Source organism: Dactylosporangium sp. NPDC005555, from assembly GCF_040605635.1.
Classification (GTDB): Bacteria; Actinomycetota; Actinomycetes; order Mycobacteriales; family Micromonosporaceae; genus Dactylosporangium.
The window spans coordinates 62,982-78,802 of the sequence record NZ_JBEXDG010000004.1 but is presented as its reverse complement, the minus strand read 5'-3'; the positions used below and the strand labels follow the sequence as shown (position 1 = coordinate 78,802).

Here is a 15,821-nt window from a genome sequence, read left to right as displayed (position 1 = left end):
TATGTGCAAGGATCTGGCCATGGCAGTGACCCCGGCCGCGCATCGCGTCGTCGTGCTCGCCCTCGACGGCGTGTACCCCTTCGAGCTGAGCATTCCGAGCCGGATCTTCGGCACCGCCGGCCCGCTGTACGACGTGCTGACCTGCAGCCTCGACGGCGCCCCGGTCCGCACCGGCTACGACTTCAGCGTCGGCGTGCGGCACGACGCGTCGGTCATCGGCACCGCCGACACGCTGGTCGTGCCGCCGTTCGTGTGCGCGCCGGACGCCCCCCGCGACTGGCTGCCCGAGCCCCTGGCCGAAGCGCTGGGCCGGCTGCGGCCAGGCACCCGGATCGTGTCCATCTGCACCGCCTCTTACGTCCTCGCCGCCGCCGGGCTGCTCGACGGGCGCCGCGCGACGACACACTGGAACGACGCGGAGCACTTCCAGCGCACGTTCCCCGCCGTCGACGTCGACGCGTCGGTGCTCTTCATCGACGACGGCGACGTCCTCACCGCCGCCGGCGCGGCCTCCGGCATCGACGTGTGCCTGCACCTGATCCGCCGCGACCACGGCAGCGCGGTCGCCAACCGGGTCGCCCGGCTCTGCGTCGTGCCGCCGTGGCGGGAGGGCGGCCAGGCGCAGTACATCGACCGTCCGGTGCCCGCCCCGGCGGCCGCGACCACGGGCGCGGCCCGGCAATGGGCCCTGGGCCGGCTCGACCGCCCGATCTCCCTCGCGGAGCTCGCCGGCCACGCGCGGATGAGCGTGCGGACGTTCTCCCGCCGCTTCCGGGAGGAGGTCGGCCTGACGCCGGGACAGTGGCTGACCCGCCAACGGGTCGAGCACGCCCGGCACCTCTTGGAGGCCACGGACCTACCGGTCGACCGGGTCGCCGCCGAGGCCGGCTTCGGCACCGCCGCCTCGATGCGCCAGCACCTCGCCGGCGCCCTCGGCGTCGCCCCGCTGGCCTACCGCAACACCTTCCGCGCCGCCGCCCCCTCCACCTGACCCGCTTCGGCATTCAGGACCACGAGCGATCCGGATCGCCGGCCGTGCCGCCGTCACCACGCCGCCCTGACCTGGGACACCATCGACCTCGCGCGCCCGATCGACTACCCCGGCCCCGACCTCGGGTGGCGGTCCGAGTCGCTGCCGACGGCACCCCCCGGCATCCCGTCCACACTGGACGGTGTCCCCGCCGCGCTGCTCCTGACCGCCGTCTTCATCCGGGGTGGCGGTCCTGGTGCTCACCGTCACCTGACGACGCCGCGACGGCGGCGCGGGCCGCGGCCTCGAACCGCTCCGTCTCGATGATCCAGCGGAGCCGGTCCTGGTCCCCGGGTGGCATCCGCTCGACGAGGCCGCCGGCGAGTCCCGCGGGGAGCGCGGCCAGGATCCGCCCGGGTCCCCACCCGCTGCGGACCCGGGCGAGCGCCGCGGCGGCGGTGCCGGGGTCCATGGCCGTCAGGAGCCGGGCGGCGACGTCCGCGGGGCGCCACCGCAGTTGCTGGGCGGCCCGCAGCGGGGACATCGCCGAGAGCCTGGCGACCGCGTCGCCCTCGCTCATCAGCAGCAGGACCCGGTCGCGTTTCGGTCTGGGGAACCGGTCCGCGGCCGCGGCGGGCGGCATGGCGGCGAGCACCCCGGCCGCCAGCGGCTCCGGCATCGAGTTGCACATCCACGCCGCCGTGCGGGCGTCCATCGCCGCCATCGCGGCCGCCACCGCGGAAACGGCGGCCGGCCGCGTCGGCCCGCCCGGCGCGACGGTCGCGGACACCAGGGTCTCCGCGGCCGGGGAGCCCGCCACCATCGCCGCCGCGATCCGGGCCGCCGGGGCCGGCTCGATGGCCTCGAAGACGGCGGCGAGGTCCGGGGTCTCCAGCCCGGCGAGCTCGGCGGCGGCGACGGCCGCGGGCAGGGCGGCGAGGTCCGGTGCGGGCCGCGGGTGGGTGACGGGGACGCCGTGCGTACGTCGCCAGCGCCGCCACGACCGGGCGGTCATGCACTCGCCGGGGTGCTCGACGAGCCACAGCAGGTAGCCGGCGCGGAGCCGGACGGCCTGGCCGGGCGGGCCGGCAGTGGCACCCGGGGCACCGGCGGCGCGCAGGCGGTCCCGCAGCGCGGCGCCGTCCAGGAACCGGGCCAGGCGAGGGTCCTGCCGCATGCCACCGGTCCGGTGCACGGCGTCGAGCACCAGGTCCTCGAGCGCGGCCCGGGTCGCGTCCGACACGCCGTGGCGGATGAACGCGGCGACGGGCCACGAGAACCCCGACGGCCAGAGCCGCCACACGCGCCGGCATTCGGCCGGGAACCGCCGGGACCACCGCATGAACAGCAGCGCGTACGGCTCCAGCCTGCGCAGCTCGTCGCCGCCGAGGTCGGTGTCCGGGGCGGTGAACGCGGCGAGCGGATCGGCGAGGGTGCCGGTGGGCACGGACACGTGCGGGCGCCACAGCAGCGTCTCGGTGCGGCGCAGGGCGGCGGCCCGCACCTCGTCGTCCTCGGCGGCGAGGTCGAAGACCCAGGCGTAGGCGGGCAGGGTCCGCACGTCGAACGGGGGCTGCACCGGAGTCACTCCGACAGCAGGGAGGAGACCTGCGGCGAGAACGTGGAGTGCAGCACCAGCGCCGCGCCGCCGACGACGGCGGCGTCGATGCCGAGCGGGGACAGCGCGACGTCGACGACGCGGATGTGCCTGGCCAGGGGGCGGGTGCCGAGGGCACGGACGACCGCCTGACGGAAGCGGCCCTCGACGTGGCGGATGCCGTGGCCGCCGAGGATGACCAGGTCGACGTCGACGATGTTCACGACGTTGACCACGACGGTGGCGAGGTGCTCGGCGGCCTCGTCGATGACGGCGGCGGCGAGGGGGTCACCGGCCGCGGCGGCGAGACAGATCGCCGGGTGGTCCACAGTGGACGGATCGGCTCGGAACGCGGCGGCGAGCGACGACTCCGGCAGCCCGGCGGAGACGCGCGCCCCGGCGGGCAGCGGGTCCGCCACGGCGGAACGCGACCTGACGGTGGCAGGACGAGCATCAGCGGCGGCACGGCGCTGGCCGGCGGCGAGGACCGGGCCGGCGGCGGCACGGACCGGATCGGCAGCCGCGGCACGCGGATCGGCGGCGAGCAGCGGGTCGGCGGCGGCGCCCGGACCGGCGACGGGCAGCGCAGCACCAGCGGTGCGCAGGTCGGCGGCGAACAGCGGGTCGGCAGCGGCGCCCGGACCGGCGACGGGCAGCGCAGCACCAGCGGTGCGCAGGTCGGCGGCGAACAGCGGGTCGGCAGCGGCGCCCGGACCGGCGGCGAACAGCGCAGCACCAGCGGCACGCGGGTCCACGGCGAGCAGTGGGTCGGCGGCGGCGCTCGCGGCGGCGGCGGGCAACCCGGCGGCGGCGGTGAGCAGCGGGTCGGCGGCGAACAGCGGGTCGGCAGCAGCGCCCGGACCGGCGGCGGACCGCCCGGCACCGGCGGTGCGCGGGTCGGCGGCGAGGACCGGGTCCGCGGCGAGGACCGGGTCGGCGGCGAGGACCGGGTCGGCGGCGAGGACCGGGTCGGCGGCGAGGACCGGGTCCGCGGCCGCCGCGAGGAGCCTGTGCGCGGCGGCGACGATCGCGGACGGGTTGACGAGGCTCTCCAGGCAGCCGCGGTTGCCGCAGTAGCAGCTGGGACCGTCGTCGGCGACGGTGGTGTGGCCGAACTCGGCGGCGTTCATCGAGCCGCCGCGGAAGACCTGGTGGCCAAGGACGAGGCCGCCGCCGACGCCGGTGCCGAGGAAGAAGTAGGCGAAGTTGGCGACGCCGCGGCCGGCGCCGGCCCAGCGCTCGCCGATGGCGGCGGCGGTGGCGTCGTTGTCGAGGGTGACGTCGAGGCCGGTGGCGGTGGCGAGCATCTCCTTGATCGGCACGCGGCTCCAGTTGGCGAGCTGCGGCGGGGAGATGACCATGCCGACGTGCTGGTCGATGGGGCCGGGGGCGGCGAGGCCGAGGCCGAGGACCTGGCCGCGCTGGACGCCCGCCTCCAGGAGGACCTCGTCGACGAGCTCGGCCATGGCGGCGGTGACGAGCGCGGGCTCGACGGGGCGCGGGGTGGGACGGCGGGCGGTGACGAGGGGGCGGCCGAGGAGGTCGACGACGACCGCGGCCAGCTCGACCGGGTCGAAGTGCAGGCCGACCGCCCGGCCCGCGTCGGCGTTGAGGCGCAGGACGGTGCGTGGCTTGCCGCCGTTGGACGTGCGGGCGCCGTCCTCGTGCACGATGCCCTCGTCGATCAGCCGCCGGACGATGCCGGACACGGTCTGCGGGGTGAGCCCGGTGTGCTGTGCGATCTCCACGCGGCTGACACCGTCTGCGAGCTGAATCTGATCCAGCACCACAGCCCGGTTGTATTGTCCTACTTTAGGGAGATTGGTCCCTACCTGTCGCACGCATTACCGCCTTCTCGCAGTTGCTCATCACATCCTCTCCCAGGACGTTGACTTTGTAAAACAATTTGATTTACTCTCGGACACACGTAGCTCACCGCCCCGACACGAAACCCTGGCTCGCGAGGCTGCGTCATTACCGGATTGTTACCAACCAGTCCAGCTGGCGGCTTTGCAAAGTCTGCGATCTGAAATAAGTTGGTCGCCACAACAAATGTGCCAACTGGCGTTCCCCCGGAGGCAACATGACGAGCAGCGCTCCGGTCTTGCTGGAGATGCGGTCGATCACCAAGGAGTTCCCCGGCGTCAAGGCCCTGTCGGACGTCAACCTGGTGGTCCGCGCCGGCGAGATCCACGCCATCTGCGGCGAGAACGGTGCCGGCAAGTCCACTTTGATGAAGGTGCTCAGCGGTGTCTACCCGTATGGCTCCTACACCGGCGACATCTTCTACCAGGGCAACGAGGTCCGCTTCCCGGACATCCGGTCCAGCGAGCACGCCGGGATCGTGATCATCCACCAGGAGCTCGCGCTCGTCCCGGGCATGTCGATCACCGAGAACCTGTTCCTCGGCAATGAGCCCCGCAGGTTCGGCGCGATCGACTGGCAGGCCGCCAACAAGAAGGCCTATGAGCTGATGGCGCTGGTCGGTCTCAAGGAAGACCCCGACACCCTCATCAAGGACATCGGCGTCGGCAAGCAGCAGCTGGTCGAGATCGCGAAGGCGTTCGCCAAGGACGTGCGGCTGCTGATCCTCGACGAGCCGACCGCCGCGCTCAACGAGAACGACTCCCAGCACCTGCTCGACCTGCTCAAGGGCTTCAAGGAGCGGGGCATCACCTCGATCATGATCTCGCACAAGCTCAACGAGATCGAGGCGGTCGCCGACACCATCACGATCCTGCGCGACGGCAGGACCATCGAGAGCCTCGACGTCAAGGGCGAAGGGGTCAACGAGGACCGCATCGTGCGCGGGATGGTGGGTCGCGACCTGAGCAGCCGGTTCCCCGACCACACGCCCAAGATCGGCGAGGTGTTCTTCGAGGTCCGGGACTGGACGGTGCGGCACCCGATCTCCGCCGACCGCCTGGTGTGCAAGGGCTCGAACTTCAGCGTCCGGCGCGGCGAGATCGTCGGCTTCGCCGGCCTCATGGGCGCTGGGCGCACCGAGCTGGCGATGAGCATCTTCGGCCGGTCCTACGGGACCTGGTTGTCCGGGCACATCTTCAAGGACGGCCACGAGATCGAGCTGAAGTCGGTCGCCGACGCCATCAAGCACGGCCTGGCGTATGTCAGCGAGGACCGCAAGGCGATCGGGCTCAACCTGCTCGACGACATCAAGACGTCGATGGTGGCGGCGAAGCTGTCGAAGATCTCCCGCAACGGCGTGCTCGACCAGGTCAAGGAGCACACCTACGCCGAGGAGTACCGCAAGAGCCTGCGGGTCAAGACGCCGACGGTCGACGAGGGCGTCACCAAGCTCTCCGGCGGCAATCAGCAGAAGGTCGTCCTGGCGAAGTGGATGTTCACCGACCCGGACCTGCTGATCCTCGACGAGCCGACCCGCGGCATCGACGTGGGTGCCAAGTATGAGATCTACGGCATCATCCAGCAGCTCGCCGACCAGGGTAAGGGCGTCATCGTCATCTCGTCCGAGCTGCCCGAGCTGATCGGCCTGTGCGACCGCATCTACACAGTGTTCGAAGGCACCATCACCGGCAACATCGCCCGTGCCGATGCCAACCCGGAACTCCTCATGAAGCAGATGACCTCCACGAAGAAGATGCCGACTACGAAGAAGATGCCGACGCCATGAGCAGATTCAAAGACCTGCAGAAGAACCTCTTCGGAGGCTCGACCTCCAACGCCCGGCAGTTCGGGATGATCTTCGCGCTCCTGGCGACCATCCTGTTCTTCCAGATCAAGACCAACGGGCTGACCCTCACCTCGGGCAACCTCATCAACGTCGTGAGCCAGTACTCGTACATCCTGATCCTGGCCATCGGCATGCTGATGGTCATCGTGGCCGGTCACATCGACCTGTCCGTCGGGTCGGTGGCGGCGTTCGTCGGCATCGTGGTCGCCAAGGCCATGCAGGAGTGGGACCTGTCCTGGTGGACGGGCATCCTGCTGGGCCTCGCGGTCGGCGCGCTCGTCGGGGCGTGGCAGGGCTTCTGGGTCGCATACATCGGCGTGCCCGCCTTCATCGTCACCCTCGCCGGCATGCTGCTCTTCCGCGGCGGCAACCAGTACATCGGCAACGCCGACTCGGTGCCGGTGCCGGAGGCCTTCAAGAAGATCGGCGCCGGTTACCTCAGCGAGATCGGCCCGAACACCGGGTACAACAACCCGACGTTGCTGCTCGGCCTGGTCGCCTGCCTGGCCGTGATCTGGCGGGAGTACCGGGCCCGGCAGGTCCGCTTCGCGATGGGCGCCGAGCCGACCCCGGTGTGGGTGTCGCTGATCCGCCTGGCCGTGATGCTCGGCGTGATCGTCTTCGCCACGCTGCGCTTCGCCGGCGGCCGGGTCGGCACCAGCTTCCCGATCTCCGGCATCATCCTGGCCGTCCTGGTCATCGCGTATGCCTTCTACACCCGCAACACGGCCGGCGGCCGCTACATCTACGCGGTCGGCGGCAACGCCCGCGCCGCGGAGCTGTCCGGCGTGAAGCTCAAGCGGGTCAACTTCTTCGTCATGATGAACATGTCGGTCCTCGCCGCGCTGGCCGGCATGATCTTCGTGGCCCGCTCCGGGGCCTCCGGCCCGCAGGACGGTCTGAGCTGGGAGCTGGACGCCATCGCGGCCGTCTTCATCGGCGGCGCGGCGGTCTCCGGCGGTCTCGGCACCATCAGCGGCTCGATCGTCGGCGGTCTGGTCATGGCCCTGCTCACCAACGGCCTCCAGCTGATCGGCACCGGCACCGACAAGACCCAGATCATCAAGGGTCTGTTCCTGCTCGCCGCCGTCGCGTTCGACGTCTACAACAAGAGCCAGGGTCGCTTCTCGATCATCGGGTCGATCAGCAAACCCTTCCGCCGGGAGTCAACCGGAGGTCCGTCCGCACCAGCCGGAACCGGACAAGAGGCCGCCAAGACCCCGGTGGCCGGCTGACACCCTGTCCCGCCCCAACACCCGCACCACACCATCCGAAGAAAGGCACTGCCAAACATGCGCAAGTTCCTCACCAGGAGCCTCGCCGTCAGCGCGGTCGCTCTGCTCGCACTCAGCTCGGCCGCCTGTGGCGACTCCGAGCGTGACGGCGGCACCGGCAGCGGCACGCCCGCCAAGGGCTTCGCCGCCGACTCCCTGATCGGTGTCGCGCTGCCGTCGAAGACGTCGGAGAACTGGGTGCTCGCCGGTGACCTGTTCACCAACGGCCTCAAGGACGCCGGCTTCAAGTCCGACGTGCAGTACGCCGGTGCGTCGACCACGGTCGCGGACCAGCAGGCGCAGATCTCCGCCATGGTCACCAAGGGCGCGAAGGTCATCGTCATCGGCGCGACCGACGCCGCGCAGCTGTCCACCCAGGTGGCGGCGGCCAAGGCCGCCGGCGCCAAGGTCGTCGCCTACGACCGGCTCATCACCGGCACGGCGGACCTGGACTACTACATCGCGTTCGACAACTTCAAGGTCGGCCAGCTGCAGGGCCAGGCCCTGCTGGACGGTATGAAGGCCAAGAAGGCGACCGGCCCGTGGACCGTCGAGCTGTTCTCCGGCTCGCCGGACGACAACAACGCCGGTGTGTTCTTCAACGGCGCGATGGACGTGCTCAGGCCGGCCATCGACAAGGGTGACGTCATCGTCGGCTCCGGCCAGAAGGACGTCAAGCAGACCGCCATCCAGGGCTGGAAGGCCGAGGGTGCGCAGCAGCGCATGGACTCGCTGCTGACCTCCACCTACACCGCCGGCAAGACGCTGGACGGCGTGCTCTCCCCGAACGACACCCTGGCCCGCGCGATCATCACCTCGGTGAAGGCCGCCGGCAAGCCGGTCCCGGTCGTCACCGGTCAGGACTCCGAGGTCGAGTCGGTCAAGTCGATCATGGCCGGCGAGCAGTACTCCACGATCAACAAGGACACCCGCAAGCTGGTCGCCGAGACCATCACCATGGTCAAGGCGCTGCAGGCCGGTAACGAGCCGACCATCAACGACACCAAGTCGTACGACAACGGCAAGAAGGTCGTCCCGTCGTACCTGCTCGCGCCGGTCATCGTGACGAAGGCCAACGCCGCCGAGGCGTACGCCAACGACCCGAAGCTGTCCCCGCTCACCAAGTAACACCGACACCACACACAGCACCTGATGTCGTGGGTCCCCGGAACGCGGTTCCGGGGACCCACGCCGTTGTAGGGAGCGACCCGTGTCAGCGAGTTCCCAGATCCCCCAGCGAAGCACCCCGACCCAGGACTCGGTCCGCCGCCAGAACCTGGGCGCGCTGCTGCGATACGTGCACGTCAGCGGCGACACCTCCCGCGCCGAACTGACCAGCCAGCTCGGCCTCAACCGCAGCACGATCGGCGCGCTCACCGCCGACCTCGCGGGCGCCGGGCTCATCGACGAGGGCGTCCCGCTGGAGACCGGCCGGGCGGGCCGTCCGTCGCTGGTCGTGCGTCCCAGGTCTTCGCGGGTGTACGGGTACGCGCTGAGCATCGAGGTCGACCGCCTGCGCGCCGCGCGGGTCGGGCTCGGCGGCAAGATCCTCGACAGCCGGGAACTCCCCCGGCCGCGCGGCACCGCGGTCCGCGACACCCTCGCGACCCTCGCCGGCTTCATCGACGACATGCGCCGCACGGGCAGCGCGGCCGGGTCCGCCGACGCGGTCTTCGTCGGCAGCGGCATCGCCGTGTCCCGCATGATGCGCCACGCCGACGGCGTCGTGCGCATGCTCCCGCCCGGCGCCGCCCTCGACGCGGCCGACGACCTGGGACTCGACCGCCCGCCGGTGGCCGGCAACGTCGCGGACCTCGCCGCCCTCGCCGAGCACACCCGCGGCGCCGCCGCCGGCCTCGACAACGTCATCTACCTGCACGGCGACGCGAGCATCAGCGCCGGCATCATCGCCGGCGGCCGCCGCGTCACCGGCCACGGCGGCCACGGCGGCGAGGTCGGCCACATGGTCGTCGACCCGCAGGGCCTCGCCTGCGGCTGCGGGTCACGGGGCTGCTGGGAGACCGAGATCGCCCGGCACGTCTCCCTCGACCGGGACGCCGTCACGGCGTGCGTCGAGGCGGCCCGGCTCGGCGACCCGTCGGCCCGCGACGCCGTGCGGCGGGCCGCGGACTGGCTCGGCTTCGGCGTCGCCAACCTGGTGAACATCTTCAACCCGACCGCCGTCGTGTTCGGTGGCGCGCTGCGGGCGCTGTACCTCGCCGGCGCCGCCCACGTCCGGGGCCGGCTGTCGACGACGGCGCTGCCCGCCTGCCGGGACCACGTCCGGCTGCGCACACCGCTGCTCGGCGACGACGCCCCGCTGGTGGGCGCCGCCGAGCTCGCCTTCGAACGGCTCCTCGCCGACCCCCTGGAGACCGCCGAATCGTGACCGTCCCGGGGCAGACAAGGACCGCCCCGAGCCGCAGAATCTCGATCGTGACTCTCGCCGCCACCGGTACCGACGAACGCTGCCCACGATGCCGGGCGGGCCTCGTCATGGCGGACCCGGCACCCGCGTGGTGCCCGGCCTGCGAGTGGGGACTCGACGCGTTCGACCGGCACCGGGCGCCGCGGACCTGGGGCCTGCGCGCCGGTGACCGGGCCGACCACTGGCTGGCGTTCCGGCTCAACCGGCGCCAGTACGACTCCCTCGTCGGCCGGACGGTCGGGCGCCGCGGCAACCCCCTGGCCCGGGTCGCGATGCTGCTGCTCGCCACGCCGCTGCTGCTGCTCATGCCGCTGGTCCTGGCCGCCGGGGTCTACCTCGCCGGCAGCGCCTCGCCGATCGGGATGGTCCTCGGACCGGCCATCATCATCTGCACGCTCGTCCTGGTGTGGCCGCGGCGGCGCGAGGAGCCGCTCTGGCAGCCGTGGGTCGTCGACGAGGTCTCGGCGCCGGCGCTGTTCGGCCTCCTGCGCCGGGTCGCCGACGCGGCCGGCACCCCGATGCCGCACGAGGTGCACCTGGACCACGACGTGAACGCGGCCGTCACCGTGCGCGGGATCCGGCGCCGCCGGGTGCTGTGCGTCGGGCTGCCGCTGTGGGCCGCCCTCGACCCTCAGGAACGCGTCGGGCTGCTCGCGCACGAGTTCGGGCACTTCGTCAACCACGACGCGCGGCGCGGCCTCGTCGTCCGGGGCGGCCTGCGGGTCCTGCACGGCATGCTCGGCGTGCTGGCCGGCGCCGTGCGCGGCGGCTCCCTGTGGGTGCTGCCGGTGGTGTTCCTCGGGGCGCCGGTGCTGTGGCTGCTGTCGGTGACGCTGCTCATACTCTCCGGCAGGGACAGTCAGCGCGCCGAATATCTCGCCGACCAGATCGCGACCCGGGTCGCCGGCACGGCCGCGGTGGCGGGCCTGTTCGACGGCCTTCTGATCAGCGACGGCCTGCCCGCCGCGGTCGCGGCCGGGCACCGCAGCCCCGCCGACCCGCTGACCTGGCGGACCGCCGCCGCTCACCTGCGCACTTCCACGCCCCTGGAGACCCTGGCGCTGCTCAGCCTCAGGACCGAGGCGTCGCTGCTGCGCTCGCACCCGCCCACCGGTCTGCGCCGGCGGATGGTGCGCTCCCGGCCGGCACAGGCGGCGCAGATCGAACCTGACGAGCAGGAATGGGCGGCGGTCGGGCGCGACCTCGCCCCCTGGTTCGCGAAGCTGGCGAAACGGCTCAGCGGCTGAGCAGGGTGGCCAGGTGCTGGCAGGTCGGGCGGGCCTCGAGGTGCAGGCGGGCGACGTTGAGCCCGTCGGTGCCGAGCACGGCCAGCAGCGTGGTGCCGGTGACGGCGTACACGGTGAGATACCCGCCGTCGTTGCGCATCGTCGCGTCGCGGAACGGTGACTGCCCCAGCACCAGCGCCACCTGCCGGCCGAGGCCGAACGTCGTCGCGGCGAGGGCGGCCAGGTCGTGCGGTTCGGTCTCCGGACCGAGATCCTGCGTGACGAGCAGCCCGTCGACGCCCGCCAGGACGCTGCCGCGAACCCCCGGCACCCGCAGGCGGAGGTCCGCCATCTCCGCGCGCACCGGGGAGAGGACCGCGTCGTACGGCTCCGGCCGGGCACCGAACGGGGCCGGCGGGAGCTGACCCACCGAGCCACCGAGCTCGAGGCTCTCCCGGCGGGGCAGGCCGCCCGCGCCGCCTGCGCCGCCTGAGCCTTCCAGGTCGCCGAAGAAGCTCGACGTCACAGTTCGAGGCCCTCTTCGATCAGGCGCAGCTGGTGGCGGGCCAGTGCGAGGTTCGCGCGGGCCTTGGCCAGTGCCACGTAGAGGAACAGGCCGTGACCGTTGCGGGAGTGCAGCGGGCGGATCAGGTGGTACTGGCTGTCGAGGGTGATCAGGATGTCCTCGATCGGCTCGCCGAGGCCGAGCATCTCGATGGTGCGCAGCTTCGACCGGACGACGTCGGTGTTGCCGGCCGCGGCCACCGTGATGTCGAAGTCGGGGCTGCCACCGAGGGTGCCGAGCGTCATGCCGCTGGTGTAGTCGACGAGCGCGACCGCGAACGCCCCTTCGATGTTCATCGTGCTCTTCAGCGCGACGTCCAGGTTGTTGCTCAAACCGTGCCTCCAGGGGGAACTTGCGTTTGCCGAGGCCAGCGTCGCACAGGCCGATCTTTTCTCACATATTTCGACGCGGCATTTGACCGGTCGGCTCATCGTCTGCTGACCCCTCGACCGATGCCGGTCACCCCGAGCGAGACCCGCCGCACGCAGCGTCGCGGCACGCGGGTTCATAAACAGTTTTGACGTTACGAATCATCGACGTCTGTTTCCCGGGGTGACTCCCGGCGGTCACGCGCTCCTACCTTCTGCTGCAGCCCTCCGGGGTCGGCGTCAACCGGACCCGGCCACGGAGCCGGCAACCCTTCGAGGAGGTCTCACCGTGTTGCACCGAATTACGGCGGCCGGCACCGCGCTCGCCGCGGGGCTGGTCGGCGCCTTCGCGGCGGCCGGACCGGCGCAGGCCGCGCCCGCGGTCGGCGCGATCCTGTACGCGGACAGTCCCGACGCGGTGTCGGGTCGTTACATCGTCACCCTGAAGGACGGCTCCACGTCGATCGCCACCCAGGCGTCCCGGCTCACCGGCCGCTTCGGCGGGCAGACCCGGCACGTCTACGACCCGGTCCAGCGCGGCTTCTCGGCGGCCATGTCGTCGCAGCAGGCGGCGCGCCTGGCGGCGGACCCGGCCGTGGCGTCCGTGGAGGCGGTCCAGCGCATCACCGTGCTCGACACCCAGAACAACCCGCCGAACTGGGGCGACGACCGCATCGACCAGCGCAGCCTGCCGCTGAACCAGGCGTTCACGTACCCGGCGAACCCGGGCCAGGGCGCCACCGTGTACGTGCTGGACACCGGCCTCAACGCGAGCCACACCGAGTTCACCGGCCGGGTCAGGCAGGGCACCGACATCGTCGACGGGGACAGCAACCCCGCCGACTGCCACGGCCACGGCACGCACGTCGCGGGCACGGCGGTCGGCACCACGTACGGCATCGCGAAGAAGGCGAGCCTGGTCTCGGTGCGGGTGTTGAACTGCCAGGGCTCCGGCACCAACGACGACCTCATCGCGGGCATCAACTGGGTGCGCGCCAACGCGCAGAAGCCGGCGGTCGCGAACTACTCCATCGGCTGCGGCAGCCGGTGCAGCAGCCAGGCCATGGACAGCGCCGTGTCGAGCCTGATCAGCTCGGGCGTGCAGTTCGTGCAGGCGGCCGGCAACAACGGCGACGACGCCTGCTACTACAGCCCGCAGGGGGTCGCCGCGGCGATCACCGTCGGCAACAGCAACAGCTCCGACGGGCGCAACAGCTCCAGCAACTACGGCTCGTGCCTGGACCTGTTCGCCCCCGGGACGAGCATCGTGTCCGCGTCGTACTCCAGCAACACCGGCAGCGCGACGATGACCGGCACCTCGATGGCCTCGCCGCACGTGGCGGGCGCCGCCGCGCTGTACCTGGGCGCGAACCCGAACGCCACCCCGGCGCAGGTCCGCGACGCCCTGGTGAACAACGGCAGCACCGGCAAGATCACCAGCCCGGGCAGCGGCTCCCCCAACGTGCTGCTGTACACCGGCTTCATCGGCGGCGGGACCCCCGCCGACCCGGCCGTGGTGAACCCGGGCAACAGGAGCTCTGTCGTCGGCCAGCCGGTCGACCTGCAGATCCAGGGCAGCGGCGGCACCACGCCGTTCACCTGGAGCGCGTCCGGCCTCCCGGCCGGGCTGTCCATCGGCGCGTCGACCGGTCGGATCACCGGCAGCGCGACGACCGCGGGCACATCGAACGTCACGGTGACGCTGAAGGACGCGGCGAACAAGACCGCGACCACCCAGTTCACCTGGACGGTCACCACCGGTGGCGGCGGCTGCACACCCTCGCAGCCCGTCGGCAACGGAGGGTTCGAGAGCGGCACGTCGCCGTGGACCGCGACCGCGAACGTGATCGGGACGTGGTCGCAGTACCCGGCGCGCAGCGGCTCCCGCAACGCCTGGCTCAACGGGGGCGGCAAGGTGCAGACCGACACGGTCTCGCAGCAGGTCGCGATCCCGTCCGGCTGCACGAGCGTGCAGCTGCGCTTCTGGATCCGCATCACCACCGCGGAGACCGAGAACCTCGCCTACGACAAGCTGACCGTCACCCTCGGCAGCACCACCGTGGCCACGTATTCGAACCTCGACAGGACGAACGGGTACGTGGAGAAGGTCATCGACGCGAGCGCGTTCGCCGGGCAGACGGTCACGGTGAAGTTCAACGGGGTCGAGGACTGGAACCTGCAGACCAGCTTCGTCCTCGACGACGTGTCGATCAGCGGGTCCTGAATCCGGAGTGGGGGTGCGCGGTCCGGGAGGGGCCGCTCACTCCCACTCCCAGCGCATCCCCACGATGCCCGGGGGGACGTCGGAGGCGATGACGTGGGCGCCGTGCGTGGAGCCGATCCACGTCTCCCACACGCCCTGGTCCGGCGCATTGAGCCCGCGGCGTTCGAAGCGCCGGCAGCGGGCCGGCACCGCGTCGTGGTCGAACTGCACCTGCAGCACGTATTCCGTCACCGGTGTCGAGAATCCCCGGTAGTAGTTGTCCGTCGTTTCCATGGAGTCGCTGCGGTACTGGTACTCCAGCACCACCGTCTCTCCCTGCGCCAGCATGCGATCGAAGATGATCTCGGCCGCGACGAGCCCGCCGGCGTCGCTGCGGACGCGGCCGATGCGGCAGTTGCGGATCGCGTTGATGGTGACGTGCGCGGTCGGGTCGTCCGTGAGGAACACCGCGACCGTGCGGGACACCCGGTCGATGTTGGCCCGCAGCACCTGCCGGCAGGTCAGGCTGATCTCCTGCCGCTGGGCGCCGACGAGATACAGGTCGTGCAGGCTCAGCCTGGTCAGCTCGTGATACATCCACCGGTCGAGCTCGCCGACCATCTTCGCGACGCTCGTGCCGTCACTGAACAGCCGGTCGATCTCGATGGTCCCCGGCGGCTGGCTCAGCCACCGCCCGCGCGGCCGCCGCGGCCCGAGCTGCACCATCAGCGACTCCTCGGGCAGCGCGAGGATCTGCTCCAGGAGGCGGACCGCCTTGAGCGAATCGGGTCGTTCGGGCCTGCTGCGACCGCGCCGCCAGTAGCTCAGCGTGGTGATGCTGACGCTGATGCCCTTGCTGGCGAGCCGCTCCTGGATCTCGTCCAGGCGGATGCCGCGGTCCTCGATGGCGAGGTGCAGCGCGGCGGAGAACGGGCCGGTGCGCAGCGCGTGCGCCAGGTCGCGACCCAAGCCCTTCTCCATGCCCGGTGAGTATCTACCCCTTGAGCACTTTTTCCAATGCCGTCGCGACCGTCCGCGCCTCGGCCGCCGTCATCCTGCTGGTGAAGTGCGCGTCGATGCCCGCCAGGTAGGTCGGCGCGGCGGCGCGCAGCCTCGCCCGCCCGGCGGTGGTGATCCTCGCGAACGCGGACCGCCCGTCCGCGGGGTTGGCGACCCGCTCGACCAGGCCGGCCCTGGTGAGCTCGTCGACGACGCGGCTGGTCCGGCTGCGGCTCACCACCGCCTTCGCCCCCAGCTCCCCCATCGTGAGCCGCCGCTGCGGCGCCGAGTTCAGCTCGAGCAGTACGTCATACCAGGTCAGCGGCAGCCCATGGGCGGCCTGCAGCTCCTGGTCCAGCAGCGGGACCAGCGCGGCGTGCACCCGCAGCAGGCCCGCCCACGCGGCCGTGTCGTCCATCGTCACACGGTACCAACTCTTGTGCGTGCGCACGCAATCGGCGTAATTTAGTGCGTGCGCA

Annotated in this window: 13 protein-coding genes; 7 read left to right on the top strand and 6 right to left on the bottom strand. The window is 71.7% G+C overall.

Annotation, left to right across the window (positions count from 1 at the left end; all coding sequences use genetic code 11):
- The first annotated feature begins 19 nt into the window (after nucleotides 1-19).
- Nucleotides 20-991: a helix-turn-helix domain-containing protein gene (locus ABZS58_RS06260; protein ID WP_354778181.1), complete on the top strand. Its 972-nt coding sequence runs from the start codon at nucleotides 20-22 to the stop codon at nucleotides 989-991.
- 214 nt (nucleotides 992-1,205) lie between these two features.
- Here ABZS58_RS06260 and ABZS58_RS06255 read toward each other — a convergent pair whose 3' ends face one another.
- On the bottom strand, nucleotides 1,206-2,549 hold the full coding sequence (locus ABZS58_RS06255) for a hypothetical protein (protein ID WP_354778179.1): 1,344 nt from the start codon (nucleotides 2,547-2,549) through the stop codon (nucleotides 1,206-1,208).
- Nucleotides 2,550-2,554: 5 nt separating this feature from the next.
- Entirely contained in the window at nucleotides 2,555-4,354 is a 1,800-nt protein-coding gene (locus ABZS58_RS06250) for an ROK family transcriptional regulator (RefSeq protein ID WP_354778578.1), read from the bottom strand.
- Between the two features lie 296 nt (nucleotides 4,355-4,650).
- Between ABZS58_RS06250 and mmsA the strand changes: the two genes are divergently transcribed.
- From mmsA to ABZS58_RS06225, 5 genes are all read left to right on the top strand, one after another.
- Nucleotides 4,651-6,219, top strand: a complete 1,569-nt coding sequence (gene mmsA, locus ABZS58_RS06245) for a multiple monosaccharide ABC transporter ATP-binding protein (RefSeq protein ID WP_354778177.1) — start codon at nucleotides 4,651-4,653, stop codon at nucleotides 6,217-6,219.
- Complete coding sequence (gene mmsB, locus ABZS58_RS06240; RefSeq protein WP_354778176.1) at nucleotides 6,216-7,514, top strand: multiple monosaccharide ABC transporter permease; 1,299 nt, start codon at nucleotides 6,216-6,218, stop codon at nucleotides 7,512-7,514. Before mmsA ends, mmsB begins: the two co-directional genes overlap by 4 nt.
- 57 nt (nucleotides 7,515-7,571) lie before the next feature.
- On the top strand, nucleotides 7,572-8,681 hold the full coding sequence (locus ABZS58_RS06235) for a sugar-binding protein (RefSeq protein WP_354778174.1): 1,110 nt from the start codon (nucleotides 7,572-7,574) through the stop codon (nucleotides 8,679-8,681).
- Nucleotides 8,682-8,763: 82 nt separating this feature from the next.
- A complete protein-coding gene (locus ABZS58_RS06230; RefSeq protein WP_354778172.1) occupies nucleotides 8,764-9,942 on the top strand; it encodes an ROK family protein in 1,179 nt (392 codons plus the stop codon).
- A gap of 47 nt (nucleotides 9,943-9,989) precedes the next feature.
- Nucleotides 9,990-11,228, top strand: a complete 1,239-nt coding sequence (locus ABZS58_RS06225) for a M48 family metallopeptidase (RefSeq protein ID WP_354778170.1) — start codon at nucleotides 9,990-9,992, stop codon at nucleotides 11,226-11,228.
- On the opposite strand, the gene ABZS58_RS06220 is transcribed toward ABZS58_RS06225, so the two are convergent.
- Both ABZS58_RS06220 and ABZS58_RS06215 read right to left on the bottom strand, forming a co-directional pair.
- Entirely contained in the window at nucleotides 11,218-11,733 is a 516-nt protein-coding gene (locus ABZS58_RS06220) for a roadblock/LC7 domain-containing protein (protein ID WP_354778168.1), read from the bottom strand. The genes ABZS58_RS06225 and ABZS58_RS06220 overlap by 11 nt on opposite strands.
- Nucleotides 11,730-12,068 (bottom strand): hypothetical protein, encoded by a 339-nt coding sequence (locus ABZS58_RS06215; protein WP_354778576.1) that lies wholly within the window; start codon nucleotides 12,066-12,068, stop codon nucleotides 11,730-11,732. Before ABZS58_RS06215 ends, ABZS58_RS06220 begins: the two co-directional genes overlap by 4 nt.
- A gap of 361 nt (nucleotides 12,069-12,429) precedes the next feature.
- Here ABZS58_RS06215 and ABZS58_RS06210 point away from each other — a divergent pair, with 361 nt between their 5' ends.
- Entirely contained in the window at nucleotides 12,430-14,364 is a 1,935-nt protein-coding gene (locus tag ABZS58_RS06210) for a S8 family serine peptidase (protein ID WP_354778167.1), read from the top strand.
- Nucleotides 14,365-14,400: 36 nt separating this feature from the next.
- On the opposite strand, the gene ABZS58_RS06205 is transcribed toward ABZS58_RS06210, so the two are convergent.
- Nucleotides 14,401-15,324, bottom strand: a complete 924-nt coding sequence (locus ABZS58_RS06205) for a hypothetical protein (protein ID WP_354778165.1) — start codon at nucleotides 15,322-15,324, stop codon at nucleotides 14,401-14,403.
- 13 nt (nucleotides 15,325-15,337) lie between these two features.
- Nucleotides 15,338-15,760: a MarR family transcriptional regulator gene (locus ABZS58_RS06200; protein WP_354778163.1), complete on the bottom strand. Its 423-nt coding sequence runs from the start codon at nucleotides 15,758-15,760 to the stop codon at nucleotides 15,338-15,340.
- Nucleotides 15,761-15,821: the final 61 nt, after the last annotated feature.